The sequence below is a fragment of the Corynebacterium sp. HMSC067D03 genome (assembly GCF_001811185.1).
Classification (GTDB): domain Bacteria; phylum Actinomycetota; class Actinomycetes; order Mycobacteriales; family Mycobacteriaceae; genus Corynebacterium; species Corynebacterium coyleae.
Map to the genome: position 1 here is coordinate 111,149 of NZ_KV803811.1, position 16,315 is coordinate 127,463.

Consider the following 16,315-nt stretch of genomic DNA (forward strand, 5'->3'; position numbering starts at 1 on the left):
CGCATGCGTCCAGAGCTTTCTGATTATGCCCATCTCGCCGGCGGCAAGGTCCGCGAAATTTACGAAGTCGATGACAACACGCTGCTGATGGTGGCATCCGACCGTATTTCGGCGTTCGATTTCTCGCTCGAGCCGGCCATTCCGGACAAGGGGCGTATCCTCACCGCAACGTCGATGTTCTTCTTCGACCTGCTCGGCGATGTCCCCAACCATCTTGCGGGGCCGATTGACGACGAGCGCATTCCCGAAGAGGTCCTCGGTCGCGCCATGGTGGTCAAGAAGCTCGACATGGTGCCCTTCGAGTGCGTTGCGCGTGGTTACCTCACCGGCTCTGGCAAGAAGGAATACGACGCCACTGGCCGCGTCTGTGGCGTGAAACTGCCGGAGGGCCTAACTGAGGCATCGAAGTTGCCTGAGCCGATTTTCACCCCGGCGACTAAGGCGGAGCAGGGGGATCACGACGAGAACGTCACCTTCGAGTTCGTGGCCAACAAGGTTGGTTCTGGTCTGGCTGAGCGCCTGCGTGCGGCAACGCTGGATGTCTACACCCGTGCCGCCGAGTACGCGGAGACCAAGGGCATCATCCTCGCGGACACCAAGTTTGAGTTCGGTTTGGACGAAAACGGTGAGCTTGTGCTTGCCGACGAAGTCCTCACCCCGGATTCTTCCCGCTACTGGCCAGCCGACAGCTACGAAGAGGGCGTGGTCCAGCCGAGCTTTGACAAGCAGTACGTGCGCAACTGGCTGACAAGCTCGAAGTCCGGTTGGGACCCAGCCGATGGTGTGCAGCCGCCTGAACTGCCCGGATCCGTGGTGGAGGCCACCCGCGACCGTTACATCGAGGCCTACGAGCGCCTCAGTGGCCGACGCTTCTCTGAGTGGCCGGGGGAGCACGCGTAGGCTCTCCGGGTATGACTGCTCCGAAAGCTGCGAAGCACCCGATTACACGATCGTTCCACGGCCGCGACTTTGTCGACGACTACGAGTGGCTGCGGGACAAGGACAGCCCCGAGGTAATCAGTTACCTCGAGGCGGAAAACGCCTATACGGAGTCGAAGACTGCCGCTTGGACGGGTCTTGTCGACGACATCTACGCCGAGATCAAGTCCCGCATCAAGGAAACGGACATGTCCGTGCCGCAGCGCCAGGGCGACTGGTGGTACTACGGCCGCACCATTGAGGGCAAAAACTACGGCATTTCCTGCCGTGTGCCGACGCGTGACGAGCCGTGGACACCGCCCGAGGTCAACGACCACATGGCGGACGAGCAGGTCCTGCTGGACATCAACGAACTGGCAGAAGGCCACGATTTCTTCTCGCTGGGTGCCTCGTCGGTGGCCACGACCGGTCGTCTGTTGGCCTACTCCTACGACACTGAAGGCGACGAGCGCTTCACGCTGCGCATCAAGAACCTTGAGACGGGCGAGCTTCTCGACGACCGCCTCGACAACATCTTCTACGGCGCCACCTGGGCCGGCGAAGAGTACCTGTTCTACGTGCGTGTGGACGACGCTTGGCGCCCCCACCAGGTCTGGCGCCACAAGGTGGGCACCCCGGCCGAGGACGACGTGCTGATCTACGAAGAGACGGACGAGAAATTCGGCGTCGGTGTGGGGGCGGACCGCGCCGAGCGGTTCCTCATGATTGTGACGTCCTCTTCGCTGACCTCCGAGTACCGGGTGCTGGATTTGGACAATCCGACCGGTGAGTTCGAGGTGCTGTGGCCGCGCGAGTCCGGCATTGAGTACCACCCGGACTACTGCGTGGTGGACGGTAAAGAGCAGTGGGTGATCACCCACAACGCCCACGGGCCGAACTTCTGTGTGGCCACCACGCCGGTCGGTGAGTTGCCGGCCCTGCGCGATTTGGACGTGCTGGTGGAGCACTCAGATTCGATGCGTATCGAGGGCATCGATACGTACCGCGACTTCATGTTCATGGGGTATCGCCGGGGAGGGATTCCGCGGTTGGCGGTGTCGTCGCTAAGCAATGGCTTCGGCGAGTTCACCGAGCTTGAGTTCTCTGAGGAGCTGTACAACGTTGGGCTATCCGGCAACCCGGAGTGGGATGCGCCGGTGGTGCGCATCGTGTACTCCTCGTACACGCAGCCGTCGCAGGTCGTTGATTATGAGGTGGCGACCGGTGAGATGACGCTGCTGAAGGAACAGGAAGTCGAAGGCGGCTACAACGCCGACGACTACGAGGCCTTCCGCGTGTGGGCCACCGCGAAGGATGGCGCGAAGGTGCCGGTATCCGTGGTGCGTCGCAAGGGTGTCACAGGCCCTGCACCGCTTTTGCTGTACGGCTACGGCTCGTATGAGGCGTCGATGGACCCGGGCTTCTCTGTAGCGAGGCTGTCGCTGCTGGATCGCGGCATGATCTGGGCGTGCGCCCACGTGCGCGGCGGCGGTGAGATGGGCCGCGGCTGGTACGACAACGGCAAGATGCTGCACAAGGTGAACACGTTCACCGACTTCATCGCGTGTGCCGACGCCGTAGTGGCCGAGGGGCTGACCACGCACGAGCAGATGGTCGCCGAAGGCGGTTCCGCAGGTGGCCTGCTCATGGGTGCGGTGGCGAACATGGCCCCGGAGAAGTTCGCCGCCATCCAGGCGATCGTGCCGTTCGTGGACCCGCTGACCTCCATCCTGAAACCCGAACTGCCGCTGACCGTCGGCGAGTGGGAGGAATGGGGCGACCCGTACCACGACGTCACCGTCTACGACTACATGGCTACATACGCCCCGTACGAGAACGTCAAGGCGCAGAAGTACCCGGACATTCTGGCGATTACCAGCCTGAACGACACCCGTGTGCTCTACGTGGAGCCCGCGAAGTGGGTGGCAAAACTGCGCGAGGTAGCCACCGGTGGCGAGATCCTGCTCAAGACCGAAATGTCCGCAGGCCACGGCGGCGTATCGGGCCGGTACGCCAAGTGGAAGCAGACCGCGTTTGAGTACGCGTGGACGTTGGTGAAGTCGGGCGCAGTCGACGAACCTGTGCGATAATCCCGGCTATGCCCGGCAGCCTGCTTGTCTCTATCTCGTCCATCTTCGACGCCACCTTGGACGACGTGACAAGCATGGTGCGCGACCTGGATAAGGAACGCGTGCCGGTGTCGCTGCTTGTGGCGCCGCATATCGACGCCACCTGGCACCTGGCCAAAGACACCACCACCAGGGGTTGGCTTGCAGAGCAGCGCGATGATCGCGCGCTGCTGCTCAACGGGTTCGACCAGCCGGTGCAGGGTAGGCGCAGCGAGTTTGCCACCCTCGGTGCCCACGAAGCACGGCTGCGCTTAAAGGGGGCGACCCGTCAGATGGCCGCGCTGGGCTTCGACCTGGACATGTTTGCCCCGCCGCGTTGGCGCATGTCCGAGGGCACGCTTGAGGTGATGGGGGAGTTCGGGTTTGTGGTCGCGGCGTCGACGAAGGGGATCTACCGGCTGACTCGCGGAGAGTTTGCTCAGGCCCGCAACCTGTCGGTGGGTGAGGGCTACGGTGCGGCGAAATGGTGGCGCCGAAACGTGATCAAGGCCGCCGGGCGCGGCGCGGAGAAAGGCAACACGATCCGCCTATCCGTGTCCGGGCGTGAGTTGGGGCAGAAGAAGGTGCGTCGCGACTTCCTCGCCGCGGCGGCTGCGGCCATCGAGGCTGGCGCAAAACCTGCCGACTACCGCGCCTTCAGGTAGGCGACCACCCGGCACAGAAGGTAGATGCCGAAGGAGATAAACGCCACGAACACGCTCACCGGCACACCAGGGGCGAGCGAGAGCACCATGCCGCCGATCGCGGAAACCTCGGCGAACAGGATTGACAGCCACACGGCACGCACCGGGTTCGCGGTGACTTGGGCGGCGGCCGCGCCGGGCGTGATCAGCATCGACATGACCAGCAGTGCGCCGACGATCTGCACCGACTGTGCGGAAGCGATGCCGACCAGCACCGCGAACACCAGCGCCATCGTGCGTACCGGGACACCGCACGCGGCTGCCATCACCGGATCCGCGGAGGCGAACAGCAACGGGCGCCACAACACGACAACCGCGACGGCGACCAGCACCGTGGTTCCCGCCAGCAGCATCACGTTCTGGGCGGACACACCCACGATCTGGCCCGTCAGAAGTGCCAGCGCACGGTTGGAGTTGCCGGGGTAGAGGTGGATAAACAGCACGGATAGGGCCATGCCGAAACTCATCGCCACGCCCACGGCGGAATCTTGCTGGCCTTTCAGCCCCAGCGCAGCGAGTACCAGCGCCGCCACGATCGCACCCGCGACCGCGCCGAATCCGACGTTGAGGCCGAACAACAGCGCGGCGGACGCGCCCATGAGCGCTAGCTCAGAGGTGGCGTGGACCGAAAACGACATCTGGCGCAGCACGATCAGTGGCGCCATCACGCCTGACAGGATGCCCAGAAACGCACACGCGATGAGCGTGGTCTGGACGAAGTCCTGGCCAAGCAGGTACGAGGTATCGGCGATAAACGTGCTCACAGGACCATCATCCGTCCGTCGACTTCCACAACGTCTACTCGTGTGCCGTAGAGCTCGCTAAGCACCTCCGAGCGCATCACCTCGGCCACGGGGCCGATGACGTGGCCCTCAGGTCCGATGTAGAGCACTCGGTCCACCACGTCGAGCACCGGGTTGATGGAGTGCGTCACGCACACCACAGCAGCGGGGTGCTCTGCCAGTCGCGTGACGGTGTCGCGTGCGCGGGCGGGGTCGAGGGAGAGCAGGGGTTCGTCGGCAAGCACAAGCTCCGGATCCTGCGCGAAGGCTTGTGCTTGGCGGATGAGCTGTTGCTGCCCACCGGAGAGGATGCCGACGCGGCGGTCGGCAAACGATTGCGCGCCGACGGAGGCAAGCTGCGCCTCGACGTCTTCTGGTTTTGTACGTTTCCCCATTGCAAGTTTGACCAGGTCACGCCCGCGAACGGGGAGGTCTTTGGGGAACATGTGTTGCTGCGGGATAAACCCGATGCGGCCGTGCACTTCCGCCGAGCCGTGCGTGAGGCGGCGGGTTCCCATGAACGTGCCCAACAGGGTGGATTTGCCCACCCCATTGGGGCCGAGCACCGCGATGAATTCGCTGCGTTCAATGGTCAGGTCGAGGCCCGACCACAACGGGTCGACGGCGGCGCCGCGTAGCTCAGCAATCAAATGTGTATGTCCTGACTAATGGTGGTGGAAGCTCGGCTCGGCGTTGTTGGCGATCTCCACGATTTGGTCCACGATCTTCTCAAAGTAGTCGAGGAAGTTCTCGCCTGCCGGGGAAGTTTCCCGAATCTCAACAATGGGGACATTTTTCATCTGCGCGACAGCGGCCAACCGTTCGGTGGCGCTGTTGGTGCTCTGTGGGTTGACGAAAAGCATGTCAATGTCGCCCTGTTTGATCTGGTTCAAAAACGCCGACACTGCAGCCGCAGACGGCTCCTGGTGGTTCAGGCTGGCCTTGACGTACTCCTCCGGGGTGATGTCGTGCAGTTCAGTGCCCCATACAAGCCCGGCGGCGATCGGCTCGGTCATGCCGATGTGCACGTGCGGCACGGAAGCGAGCTTCTCCTCGATTGCAGCAATTCGCGTATCGACGACCCCAGCATCCCCACCGGTACGCTGCGCCACCGCATCGGCTACCTCGCGGACCTTTGACGGTGCGAACCAGGCGTGCTCCAACTCGTCGAGGGACTCCGGCAGGTGATCGCTGTGGGCGTGCTCGTGCTCTGCGTGGTCGAGCAGCGGGATGGCGTGCACGATGCGGTCCTGCTCCGCGACGGTGTACAAGGCCGCGTCGTAGGCGCCACCATTAGCGACGACCGTCGCCGCCTCCTTGATACGAGACAGGTCCTTGGCGGACGGCTCGAAGTGGTGCGGGTCTACAGCGTCGCCGGTGATGATCGCATCCACGTCCTCCCCGGTCACGGCGGCGGCAACATCTGCCCACACCTCGGTGGTGGCGATGATGCCGGAACCTTCGGCCGCGTCTTCGGACTCCGTAGAGCATGCGGTCAGCGCGGTGCCTGCAAGAGTGAGTGCAGCCAGCGTGGCAAGGGTCTTGGCCTGAAAACGATTGTGCATACGCGGTATTCAATCACTATTGGAAACTGTTTTCAATCTGTTTCGGACGAAGAACCAGTGCTGCGAGCAGTGCCATCAACAACACCGCGCCCACAATCCACCCGGCGCGGAGGTACGACAACGACTGTGAGCTGGTGGCGTCGAAACCCACCTTCACCGGATTGTGATCGGAGGACCGGAATGGGGTCCCGGGCTCGTCGATGAGCGGTTCGTCGCTGTTGATCGCCCACACCAGGGAATCTTTCACGAGGTCCATCGCGGCATCGTTGGCCAGCACGTGGTCGAGTGAGCCTACCTTGTTGTCGTACTGATACGACGGGCGTTCCTGCGGGATCGTGGCGTAGCCGGCGTCGTTGAGCACGGCGATCGCGTCTTCTTGGGAGTAGGCGTTGAAGTCGCCAATGAGGAACGTGGGCAGGTCGCGCCAGTCGTCCTGTTGCGCCAGATGTTCAAGCAACGCATGCGACATGTCGACGCGGAGGCGGGCGTTGTTGCCTTGGCCGTCGGCGGTGGCGTCGTCGTTACGCGAGACCGTGCCCTTGGACTTGAAGTGGTTCACCACCGCAACAATGTGGTCACCGCCGGCGGCAGGCGCGAACTCCTGGGCGAGCGGCTGGCGGGCGATGCCGGTGAACGTGGAGTCGTCGAAAATGCGCGACTGCCCAACCGGACGCACCTTCGCCGGCTGGTAAATAAACGCCACGCGGATCGCGTCTTCGCGAGTGCCAAGCTCGCTTGGCGACGACACCACCGCCCACCGATCCTCCCCCGCCGCAGCATTGAGCGCATCGACCAAGTGCTGCAGCGTCTCGTCGCGCCGGGCGGCATCGCCTGTGGTGCGGGCGGTGTTCTCCACCTCCGACAGGCCGAGGATCGCGGTGTCGAGCCGGTTGATCGCCGCGACCAGCTTCGCTTCTTGGAACGCGAATGCCTCGGCGTTGTGCGCGCCGCGGAACAGGTGGCAGTTCGTGCAGCCGGTCTCCGGGTCGATGTCGGGGAAGTGGGTGAAGTAATTCATCACGTTGAAAAACCCGATGGACAAGTCCCCGCGTACCTTCGCTGGCGCATCGATGATGCCTGCGCGGGAATCGTCCCAGGTGATCGGCAGATCTTCGGCGCGGGTTTGACCGGTGATTGGGCGCAACGGCTGGAACGTCCAATCCCCGTTGTTGTAGCCCACCACCACATCTTGTTGGAAGGCCACGGTGTCGAATGTGCGGATGGACCTCGTGGGGGAAATGTACGGCAGTGGCACGTCGGGTTCTTTGGCGTAGTTGCGGGTGCGTCCGTCGTCGAGGTTGACGAACTCCGCCGCCTGCTGCGCGTTCATCTCAGCGACCTGATTGGCGTCGGGGCGGGTCTTCTCCGTGGGCCAGAAATGGGGCTCGGCGCCCGGCGCCAGGCCCACGGTGCCGTACTGGCTGAGGTTGTCATTGCCGGTCACGGTGTAGGCGCCGGGCCTGACCAGCATGCCCTCGTAGGGCTCGCGGGCCGCGTCGCCCGCCGGTAGGGCATCGAGGGGGATGGGCGTTGGGGCGGGCAGGGGGTCGTCGAGAAGCGAGATGCTGCTCGCTGAAATCTGGGTCTGGCCGTAGAACTCCTTCGCCGTGCCTTCCACTCGCACCGAATCGCCGTGGGCGGGATAGCGGCCCTGCTTGCCCACGAACACGAAAATGCCGTCCGAGGCGTCCCCCGGCTGCTTCGGCTGGCCGGATCCGCCCGTCTGCATGAAGAAGCCGCGCTTGCCGCCCTCGTCGTAGACTGCCGTGACTACGCCGGTGGTGATGACGGTCGTGCCCTCAACCGGGGAGACCGCACCGGTGCCTTGGATCTCCGCGATGGTCAACACCCGCGGATCTGCTTGCGCGATCCCAGAATTGCGCGGAGTGGGGGCACCCGCGCGGAAATCGGCGGCGTTGTTGTCGGTATCCGCGCCATCGGTGACGCGCTGGATGGACAGTTGGTTCGTCGTCTTCTCGGCGGGTGTGCCCTCCGCGAGATCGGGTGGCGTATCACCCCAAGCCACACGGTCTACCTCGCCGTCCGCGTTGCGCAGCACCGCAACCGCACTCGTGGCAGAAAAGTTAAACGCGGCCTCACGGTCCGGTGACGGCAGATCGGCTCCCGTCTCGCCGGAAACCCCGCTGATCAGGTAATACCCACCCGCCGGCACCACCCCGAACAACTCAACCACCGTGCCGGAGTTGCCCTTGGCGGAAAACTGCTCCAGCTCCCAGCCGTCGATTGAAACGTCCTGACCGGTGGGGTTGAACAGTTCCACAAAGTCCGCGTTCAGTAGCGCCTGCGCATTGCTGCCGCCACCGTAGACCTCGTTGATCACCACCCCCGGCGTCGCTGCCTCAGCGAGCGGTGCAAGCGCAATGCTTATCGACGACACCAGCACCAACCACAGCAGACGAGCCCGAAACATTCCCTTAACGTAGCCGGTCATCCGATATTGCTGGACGCGTCTGTCCGTCCGATATACTCGCTGCCGTACCGCAAAGGTCGATCAACCTCCCGAAATGTGAAGGATTCTCATGGCACGAGTCGTCGTCAATGTCATGCCCAAGGCCGAAATTCTTGACCCCCAGGGTCAGGCGGTGCTGCGCGCACTGGGTCGCATCGGTGTTGAGGGGGTGAGCGACGTCCGCCAAGGCAAGCGATTCGAGATCGAGGTGGACGACTCCGTCACCGACGCCGAACTGCAGCGCATGGCGGAAACCCTGCTGACTAACACTGTGATTGAAGACTTCGAGGTTGTGCGATGAGCGCAACTATCGGAGTCATTACTTTTCCCGGCACCCTCGACGACGTTGACGCGCTGCGCGCCGTCCGCCTCGCCGGTGCCGAGCCGAAGCAACTCTGGCACGCCGACAACGACCTGACTGGCGTCGACGCCGTTGTCGTCCCGGGCGGCTTCTCCTACGGCGACTACCTGCGCTCCGGCGCGATCGCCGCGCAGGCCCCGATGATGGGCGCTGTTGTGGAGGCCGCGAAGAAGGGCATGCCGGTCCTTGGCATCTGCAACGGCTTCCAGATCCTCACCGAAGCCGGCCTGCTGCCTGGCGCGCTGACCCGCAACCAGGGCCTGAACTTCCACTGCGTGGACACCTACCTTGAAGTAGCCAACAACGACACCGCATGGACCAGCCAGTTGGGCGAGCGCATCTACGTGCCTGCCAAGCACGGCGAAGGCCGCTTCCAGGCGTCCCCGGAAACCATCGAGGCGCTGGAGAAGGAAGGCCGCGTGGTCTTCCGCTACACCGACAACTTCAACGGCTCCATCAACGCAATCGCCGGCGTGACCAACGAAACCGGCCGCGTTGTGGGGCTCATGCCGCACCCGGAGCACGCGATTGAGACGCTCACCGGGCCGTCCACTGACGGGTTGGGCCTGTTCACTTCCGCCATCGACGCGATTTCGAAGATCGGAGCGTAAAAGACCATGACTGTGCACAACGACACCGTTGAAAACGCCGTCGACACCCCCGACCTTGAGCAGCCGTACGCGGAACTCGGGTTGCAGGATGACGAGTACGCGAAGATCAAGGCAATCCTGGGCCGCCGCCCGACGGACGCGGAGCTCACGCTCTACTCCGTGATGTGGTCGGAGCACTGCTCCTACAAGTCCTCCAAGACCCACCTGCGTTACTTCGGTCAGACCATGACCGAGGAGATGGAAAAGAAGATCCTCGCCGGCATCGGTGAGAACGCTGGTGTGGTGGACATCGGAGACGGCGACGCGGTGACCTTCCGTGTGGAAAGCCACAACCACCCGTCCTTCGTCGAGCCCTACCAGGGTGCGGCCACCGGTATCGGCGGCATCGTCCGCGACATCATGGCCATGGGTGCCCGCCCGATCGCTGTGATGGATCAGCTTCGCTTCGGCCCGCTTGATGCTGACGACACCAAGCGTGTCCTGCCGGGTGTGGTCCACGGCATCGGCGGCTACGGCAACTGCCTTGGCCTGCCAAACATTGGCGGCGAGACTGTCTTTGACGCCGCATACGCCGGTAACCCGCTGGTCAACGCCCTGTGCGTGGGCACCCTCAAGGTGGAAGACCTCCACCTCGCGTTCGCATCCGGCACCGGCAACAAGGTCATCCTGTTCGGCTCCCGCACCGGCCTCGACGGCATCGGCGGCGTGTCCGTGCTGGGCTCCGCCACCTTCGAAGAAGGCGAAGAGCGCAAGCTCCCAGCAGTCCAGGTGGGCGACCCGTTCGCGGAGAAGGTGCTCATCGAGTGCTGCCTCGAGCTCTACGCAGCTGGCGTGGTCGAGGGCATTCAGGACCTCGGCGGCGGTGGCCTGTCGTGTGCCACCTCCGAGCTGGCTGCATCCGGCGACGGCGGCATGACCGTCAACCTGGACAACGTGCCGCTGCGCGCCGAAAACATGTCGGCAGCAGAGATCCTCGCCTCCGAATCCCAGGAGCGCATGTGCGCCGTCGTGGCGCCGGAGGACGTGGACAAGTTCATGGAGATCTGCGCCAAGTGGGACGTGCTGGCCTCCGTCATCGGCGAGGTCACCTCCGACAAGGACCGCCTCCAGGTGTTCCACAACGGTGAACTCGTGGTGGACGCACCGCCGTCAACGATCGACGAAGGCCCGGTCTACGAGCGCCCGTACGCTCGTCCGGCGTGGCTGGATGAGGTGCAGGGCGGTGGTGTCGTCGATAAGCAGGCGGACATCAAGGATGCCTGGCTGAAGATGGTTGCCTCCCCGGCACTGTGCTCGCGTGACTTCATCACCGAGCAGTACGACCGCTACGTGCGCGGCAACACAGTGCAGGCCAAGTACGCCAATTCCGGTGTGCTGCGCATCAACGAAGAGACCAACCGCGGCGTTGCCGTCTCCGCCGACGCGTCGGGGCGCTACACCTACCTGGACCCGAATATGGGCGCACGCCTGGCGCTGGCAGAGGCCTACCGCAACGTCGCCGTCACCGGCGCCACCCCGTTTGCGGTAACCAACTGCCTGAACTTCGGCTCCCCGGAAAACCCGGACGTGATGTGGCAGTTCCGCGAAGCAGTCCACGGCCTGGCAGACGGCTCCGCCGAACTGGAAATCCCGGTCTCCGGCGGCAACGTCTCCTTCTACAACCAGACCGGCGAGACCCCGATCCTGCCGACCCCGGTTGTTGGTGTGCTCGGTGTCATCGAGGACGTTGCCCAGGCAATCCCGCACGCCCTGCCCGCAGATGAGGAGGACTACACCCTGGTCCTGCTCGGCGAAACCAAGGACGAGTTCGGCGGTTCCGTGTGGCAGGACATCTCCGGCGCTGGCCTGTCGGGCCTTCCGCCGCAGGTGGACCTTGCTAACGAGGAGCGCCTCGCACAGTTCCTCGGTGGTAACGCAGCCGGTGTAGCAGCAGCACACGACCTGTCCGAGGGCGGCCTGTCCCAGGCTGTGTTCGAGATGCTGCTCGGCTCCAAGAAGGGCGCTGAGTTGAACCTCGAAGGCGTCCACGAGGACGCGTTTACCGCGCTGTTCTCCGAGTCCGCATCCCGCGTGCTCGTAGCAGTCTCCCGCGACCGCGCAGAAGCAGCGGTCGAGCGTGCTACCGCGGCCGGCATCCCGGTCGCAGCGCTTGGCGACACGGCTCAGGACGGTGTCCTGCGCGTCGCCGGCGAAGAAATCTCCGTGCAGGAGCTTGCCGATGCATGGGCTGCGACCATGCCGTCGCACTTCGCAGCCGCAACCGCGCCGAACGCGGCCGTCTAGTCCGTCCGCTGCATAGCCGGTGCCTGTTCCACAATGGGCACCGGCTCATATTGCGCGCGCAGGTCTTTCAGCGTCTGCGTGTGATCCCAGAGGCGCTTGTCCTCATCCGTTACCGGCGTGAACTTGCGTGCCGGCAGCGGGGTGCCGTCGATATCCATGCCGATGTAGGTAAACGTCGCGTGGATCGCATCCTTCAAGTTGTCGCGGCCACCACGCGGGTCGCCCGCGCGCAGGTGCACTGAGGTGTGAATGGAACGCGCGTCCGTACGGGTGATGCGCGCATCCACCTCAATCAGGTCGCCGATGTGCACCGGGTGGTAGAAGCGAATACCACCCGCGTAGACGGCGACGGTGCGCTCCCCGGACCATTCCATGGTGCAGGCCGTGCCGGCCTCATCGATCCATTCCATGGCGGTGCCACCGTGGACGTTGCCGCCCCAGTTCACATCGGTTGGTTTCGCCATGAAGCGGTGCACGATGCGCTGCGCCGTGGAGTCGTCGGTGTATGTCTGCGACTCCATCTCCGCCTCAATGGCCTTGCGCAGGTCGATGCGCGACTTTGCTGCTTCGGCCACGCGGCGCTCCTCGGCGTTGGTCGGAACGAATGTCGGCACAGGCATGGACTTGCCCGTGTCCGGATCCTTTGCCACGAAAATGACCAGGCAGTCGCAGGCGCGGGTGAACACGCCCTCGCGCGGGTCGGCGGAAAGCACCTCGTTGACAATGTGCATCGAGGAACGGCCCGTCATGGCGATGCGCGAGCGCACCTCCACAATGTGGCCCGAAGGGATCGGGCGGGTGAAGTGAATGTGGCCCACATACGCGGTCACACAGTAGGTGGCGGACCACTGGGCGGCGCACGCGTAGGCGGCCTTATCGATCCACTCCAGCACGCGACCACCGGAGACACCCTGTGCGCCGTAGTGGAGCACATCGGTGGGGGAGGCCATAAACCGCAGGGTGACGCGAGGGGAGCGTTCGGTAGCAACTACATGGGAATTGGGCATGCCGACACCTTAATATGGGTCCACATGGTGCAAAAGCAGGACCCGATACTGACACGCCAGGCCGTCGATGCGGTCAAAGCATGGATTGAGGGGGACGAGGAGTCGTCGAGAAGCGAGATTGCAAATGCTTGTCGACGAACCGCGCGCACCCTCGCCGAAGAACTCCCCGGCCACTCCGTGGAACTGCGCGTGCCCCCATTTGTGGCCGTGCAATGCGTCGAAGGCCCACGCCACACCCGCGGCACGCCGCCAAACGTGGTGGAGATGGATCCCCGCACCTGGATGCGACTGGCCACCGGTTTAACCACCTTCGAGGAAGAACTCGCGCAGGGCAACGTGGATGCTTCCGGATCGCGTGCAGGCGAGATCGCGGCGGGTCTTCCAGTAATTGCCCTCCGCTGACATTCCTCGGATACAGTGTTTGTCGTGCATACGAAGAGCCCCACGGGGAAGACCAACTTCGAGAACAACGACGAACCACGCGACGAATGTGGCGTGTTCGGTGTCTGGGCACCGGGCGAGGACGTGTCCAAGCTGACCTATTTCGGCTTGTTCGCGCTGCAGCACCGCGGCCAGGAAGGTGCCGGCATTGCCGTAGGCGACAAGGACAACGTCGTGGTGTTTAAAGACACCGGCCTGGTCAGCCAGGTCTTTGACGAACCTGTCCTGGAGGCGTTGCAGGGCGATGTGGCGATCGGCCACACCCGCTACTCCACAGCTGGCGGGAACTCCTGGGAAAACGTCCAGCCGATGTTCCGCACCTCGCCCAATGGCACCGACATTGCGTTGGCGCACAACGGCAACCTGGTGAACTTCAAGGAACTCGAAGAAGAAGCGATCGAGCGCAAGCTCATCCCGGCGTCGGGCGTGGATGGACAGGGCTCGTCCTCAGACACCGCTGTGGTGTCTGCGTTGCTGGCGGATCTGGTCACTGAGGACAAGACGCTTCTCGACGCCGCACGGGAACTCCTCCCACGCGTCGAAGGCGCATTCTGCTTCATGGTCACCGACGGCCAGACCCTCTACGCCGCGCGCGACCCGCACGGCGTGCGCCCGCTGTCGCTGGGCCGCCTCGACGGCGGTTGGGTGATCGCCTCCGAGACGTGTGCGTTGGACATCGTCGGCGCCTCGTTCGTGCGCGATATCGAGCCGGGCGAGCTTGTGGCGATTGATAACGCGGGCGTCCACTCCGAACGCTTCGCCGAGACCCCGAAGGCGCACTGCGTGTTCGAGTACGTCTACGTCGCCCGCCCCGACTCCATCATCGACGGCCAGACCGTCAACCTGTCGCGCATCGAGATCGGCCGCCGTCTCGCCCGCGTCACCCCGGTGGACGGCGACCTGGTAATGCCGGTGCCCGAATCCGGCACCCCCGCCGCCATCGGCTACGCGGAAGAGTCCGGCATCCCGTTCAAGCAGGGCCTGATGAAGAACGCCTATGTCGGCCGCACCTTCATTCAGCCGTCGGACACCCTGCGTCAGCTGGGCCTGCGCCTGAAGCTGAACCCGGTGCGCGAAGTCATCGAGGGCAAGAAGCTCATCGTTGTCGACGACTCCATCGTGCGCGGCAACACCCAGCGCAAACTCATCCGCATGCTGCGCGAAGCCGGCGCCGCCGAGGTGCACGTGCGTATCGCGTCGCCGCCGGTGAAGTGGCCGTGCTTCTACGGCATCGATTTCGCAAGCCCCGGCGAACTCATCGCCAACCACGGCCGTACTGATTCCGATGAGGCGATCGCGGAGTCGATCCGCACCATGATCGGGGCGGACTCGCTCGCGTTCGTGCCTATCGACGACATGATCGCCTCCACGAACCAACACGAAGACAACCTTTGTGCCGCCTGCTTTACAGGCAACTACCCCCTGGGGCTGCCCGACGGTAACCCCAACGCCGACCTTGTCCGACGCATCCAGAAAGGTGCTGAAGCCTAATGACCACTGAGCAGACCCCAGTTTCCTACGAGGCCGCCGGCGTATCCATCGAGGCCGGCGATAAGGCCGTCGAACTGTTCGCCCCGCACGCCAAGCGCGCCACCCGTCCTGAGGTTCGTGGCAGCCTCGGCGGCTTTGCCGGCCTGTTCGCGCTGGGCAAGTACAAGGAGCCACTGCTGGCAGCAGGCTCTGACGGCGTGGGCACCAAGCTGGCCATTGCGCAGGCGATGGACAAGCACGACACCATCGGTATCGACCTCGTCGCAATGTGCGTAGACGATCTTGTCGTCTGTGGTGCCGAGCCGCTGTTCCTGCAGGACTACATCGCTATTGGCAAGGTCGTGCCGGAGAAGGTCGCCGAAATCGTCGGCGGCATCGCCGAGGGATGCGTCCAGGCAGGTTGTGCGCTGCTCGGTGGCGAGACCGCTGAACACCCCGGCGTGATGGAGCCGGACGACTACGACGTCTCCGCAACCGCAGTCGGTGTCGTTGAGGCCTCGGAACTGCTTGGTCCTGAAAAGGTCCGCGAGGGCGACATCATCATCGGTATGGCATCGTCTGGCCTGCACTCCAACGGCTACTCCCTGGCCCGCCACGTGCTTCTCGAGCGCGCCGGCCTGCCCCTGGACGCCGAGATGGAAGAGCTGGGCCGCACGCTCGGCGAGGAACTTCTCGAGCCAACCCGCATCTACGCACTCGACTGCCTAGAACTGGCCGCCGAGTGCGAGGTCCGCACGTTCTGCCACGTCACCGGCGGTGGCCTGGCAGGCAACATGGAACGCATCATTCCTGAGGGCCTTGTCGCAGAGATGCACCGCAACACCTGGACCCCAGGTCCGATCTTCCGCACCATCAAGTCCGTCGGCCAGGTCCCGGACGAGGAGATGGAGAAGACCTTCAACATGGGCGTCGGCATGACTGCCGTCGTTGCCGAGGAAGACCGCGATCGCGCCCTGGCCATCCTGGCCGCCCGTCACGTGGATGCGTGGGTGCTCGGCGAGGTCCGCGCCGCCAGCGAAGGCGCCGAGAAACGCGCCGTGCTGACAGGCTCCCACCCGCAGTACTAAAGCGCGATCGCTAGGCCTGTTTTCGGGCTGATACGAGGATTCGTTCTCGTATCAGCCCGTTTCTGCTTTTAGGGCGCGGTGTCTTTTGCTGGTCGTCTAGCTGGTCTCGTGATGTTGCTAGACGGTCTCGTTTCGACGGCTCCAAACCCCCAGGTGGTGTTGAGGGTCATTGTCACTATGGAGCTGATCGTCTGGTTGGCGTTTCGGGGAGCTAGACGATGGTCGTTGTGGCGGCGCAGACGGGCGTGAAACACCCTGTTTTCGTGTCTTGAGCGCTGTTGTTGCGTGCCTGCTCCTAAAACGGGGGTAATTTGCGGGGGTAGGGCGGTGGTGTGGATTGCTGAACAATCCGCACGTTACGACCATTTCAGGCCGTTTCCACGGTCGTTGAACAATCTTTCCGACCATTTCTAGGACGTTTTCGGGTGGTGTTCCGGCATTTCCGCAGGTCGCGATTCAAACAGGCGGGTTTCGCCTGAAAACACCCTTAAACCGCATACTATGCAT

14 protein-coding genes are annotated in these 16,315 nt (G+C 63.8%); 9 read left to right on the forward strand and 5 right to left on the reverse strand.

What is annotated here, in order from left to right; translation table 11 throughout:
* Positions 1–3: 3 nt before the first annotated feature.
* The 3 genes from HMPREF2785_RS05095 to HMPREF2785_RS05105 are packed head-to-tail and all read left to right on the forward strand — an operon-like array spanning position 4 to position 3,691.
* Positions 4–900, forward strand: a complete 897-nt coding sequence (locus tag HMPREF2785_RS05095; protein ID WP_070614431.1) for a phosphoribosylaminoimidazolesuccinocarboxamide synthase — start codon at positions 4–6, stop codon at positions 898–900.
* An 11-nt stretch (positions 901–911) separates the two neighbouring features.
* Positions 912–3,008, forward strand: a complete 2,097-nt coding sequence (locus tag HMPREF2785_RS05100) for a S9 family peptidase (RefSeq protein WP_070614432.1) — start codon at positions 912–914, stop codon at positions 3,006–3,008.
* Positions 3,009–3,016: 8 nt separating this feature from the next.
* A complete protein-coding gene (locus tag HMPREF2785_RS05105) occupies positions 3,017–3,691 on the forward strand; it encodes a DUF2334 domain-containing protein (RefSeq protein ID WP_070614433.1) in 675 nt (224 codons plus the stop codon).
* On the opposite strand, the gene HMPREF2785_RS05110 is transcribed toward HMPREF2785_RS05105, so the two are convergent.
* The 4 genes from HMPREF2785_RS05110 to HMPREF2785_RS05125 are packed head-to-tail and all read right to left on the reverse strand — an operon-like array spanning position 3,673 to position 8,508.
* Positions 3,673–4,494, reverse strand: coding sequence for a metal ABC transporter permease (locus HMPREF2785_RS05110; RefSeq protein ID WP_070614434.1), 822 nt, complete (start codon positions 4,492–4,494; stop codon positions 3,673–3,675). The genes HMPREF2785_RS05105 and HMPREF2785_RS05110 overlap by 19 nt on opposite strands.
* Entirely contained in the window at positions 4,491–5,162 is a 672-nt protein-coding gene (locus HMPREF2785_RS05115) for a metal ABC transporter ATP-binding protein (protein ID WP_070614435.1), read from the reverse strand. The genes HMPREF2785_RS05110 and HMPREF2785_RS05115 overlap by 4 nt, the downstream gene beginning before the upstream one ends.
* A 15-nt stretch (positions 5,163–5,177) precedes the next feature.
* Positions 5,178–6,077 (reverse strand): metal ABC transporter solute-binding protein, Zn/Mn family, encoded by a 900-nt coding sequence (locus tag HMPREF2785_RS05120; RefSeq protein ID WP_083308876.1) that lies wholly within the window; start codon positions 6,075–6,077, stop codon positions 5,178–5,180.
* A gap of 16 nt (positions 6,078–6,093) precedes the next feature.
* Positions 6,094–8,508 carry an ExeM/NucH family extracellular endonuclease gene (locus tag HMPREF2785_RS05125; protein WP_083308878.1) on the reverse strand — a complete coding sequence of 805 codons (2,415 nt, stop codon included), beginning with the start codon at positions 8,506–8,508 and terminating at the stop codon, positions 6,094–6,096.
* 109 nt (positions 8,509–8,617) lie between these two features.
* Here HMPREF2785_RS05125 and purS point away from each other — a divergent pair, with 109 nt between their 5' ends.
* Genes purS through purL form a run of 3 tightly spaced genes read left to right on the forward strand, consistent with a single transcriptional unit; the run spans position 8,618 to position 11,802 of the window.
* A complete protein-coding gene (gene purS / locus HMPREF2785_RS05130) occupies positions 8,618–8,848 on the forward strand; it encodes a phosphoribosylformylglycinamidine synthase subunit PurS (protein WP_070422519.1) in 231 nt (76 codons plus the stop codon).
* Positions 8,845–9,519, forward strand: coding sequence for a phosphoribosylformylglycinamidine synthase subunit PurQ (gene purQ / locus HMPREF2785_RS05135; RefSeq protein ID WP_070422520.1), 675 nt, complete (start codon positions 8,845–8,847; stop codon positions 9,517–9,519). The genes purS and purQ overlap by 4 nt, the downstream gene beginning before the upstream one ends.
* A 6-nt stretch (positions 9,520–9,525) precedes the next feature.
* On the forward strand, positions 9,526–11,802 hold the full coding sequence (purL, locus tag HMPREF2785_RS05140) for a phosphoribosylformylglycinamidine synthase subunit PurL (RefSeq protein ID WP_070614437.1): 2,277 nt from the start codon (positions 9,526–9,528) through the stop codon (positions 11,800–11,802).
* On the opposite strand, the gene HMPREF2785_RS05145 is transcribed toward purL, so the two are convergent.
* Entirely contained in the window at positions 11,799–12,809 is a 1,011-nt protein-coding gene (locus HMPREF2785_RS05145; protein WP_070614438.1) for an acyl-CoA thioesterase, read from the reverse strand. The two genes, purL and HMPREF2785_RS05145, sit on opposite strands and share 4 nt — an antisense overlap.
* Before the next feature lie 24 nt (positions 12,810–12,833).
* On the opposite strand from HMPREF2785_RS05145, the gene HMPREF2785_RS05150 reads away from it, so the two are divergent.
* Genes HMPREF2785_RS05150 through purM form a run of 3 tightly spaced genes read left to right on the forward strand, consistent with a single transcriptional unit; the run spans position 12,834 to position 15,808 of the window.
* Positions 12,834–13,211, forward strand: coding sequence for a sterol carrier family protein (locus tag HMPREF2785_RS05150; RefSeq protein ID WP_070422523.1), 378 nt, complete (start codon positions 12,834–12,836; stop codon positions 13,209–13,211).
* 15 nt (positions 13,212–13,226) lie between these two features.
* Positions 13,227–14,741, forward strand: a complete 1,515-nt coding sequence (purF, locus tag HMPREF2785_RS05155; protein ID WP_070483393.1) for an amidophosphoribosyltransferase — start codon at positions 13,227–13,229, stop codon at positions 14,739–14,741.
* Positions 14,741–15,808 carry a phosphoribosylformylglycinamidine cyclo-ligase gene (gene purM, locus HMPREF2785_RS05160; RefSeq protein WP_070614439.1) on the forward strand — a complete coding sequence of 356 codons (1,068 nt, stop codon included), beginning with the start codon at positions 14,741–14,743 and terminating at the stop codon, positions 15,806–15,808. Before purF ends, purM begins: the two co-directional genes overlap by 1 nt.
* The last annotated feature ends 507 nt before the right edge of the window (positions 15,809–16,315 follow it).

What these genes read in the sequence shown, in the direction of transcription:
- purQ (WP_070422520.1), top strand. Translation starts at nt 8,845, where the DNA reads ATGAGCGCAACTATCGGAGTCATTACTTTTCCCGGCACCCTCGACGAC.
- purS (WP_070422519.1), top strand. Translation starts at nt 8,618, where the DNA reads ATGGCACGAGTCGTCGTCAATGTCATGCCCAAGGCCGAAATTCTTGAC.
- HMPREF2785_RS05100 (WP_070614432.1), top strand. Translation starts at nt 912, where the DNA reads ATGACTGCTCCGAAAGCTGCGAAGCACCCGATTACACGATCGTTCCAC.
- HMPREF2785_RS05095 (WP_070614431.1), top strand. Translation starts at nt 4, where the DNA reads ATGCGTCCAGAGCTTTCTGATTATGCCCATCTCGCCGGCGGCAAGGTC.
- HMPREF2785_RS05125 (WP_083308878.1), bottom strand. Translation starts at nt 8,508, where the DNA reads ATGTTTCGGGCTCGTCTGCTGTGGTTGGTGCTGGTGTCGTCGATAAGC.
- HMPREF2785_RS05150 (WP_070422523.1), top strand. Translation starts at nt 12,834, where the DNA reads ATGGTGCAAAAGCAGGACCCGATACTGACACGCCAGGCCGTCGATGCG.
- HMPREF2785_RS05145 (WP_070614438.1), bottom strand. Translation starts at nt 12,809, where the DNA reads ATGCCCAATTCCCATGTAGTTGCTACCGAACGCTCCCCTCGCGTCACC.
- purL (WP_070614437.1), top strand. Translation starts at nt 9,526, where the DNA reads ATGACTGTGCACAACGACACCGTTGAAAACGCCGTCGACACCCCCGAC.
- HMPREF2785_RS05105 (WP_070614433.1), top strand. Translation starts at nt 3,017, where the DNA reads ATGCCCGGCAGCCTGCTTGTCTCTATCTCGTCCATCTTCGACGCCACC.
- HMPREF2785_RS05120 (WP_083308876.1), bottom strand. Translation starts at nt 6,077, where the DNA reads ATGCACAATCGTTTTCAGGCCAAGACCCTTGCCACGCTGGCTGCACTC.
- purM (WP_070614439.1), top strand. Translation starts at nt 14,741, where the DNA reads ATGACCACTGAGCAGACCCCAGTTTCCTACGAGGCCGCCGGCGTATCC.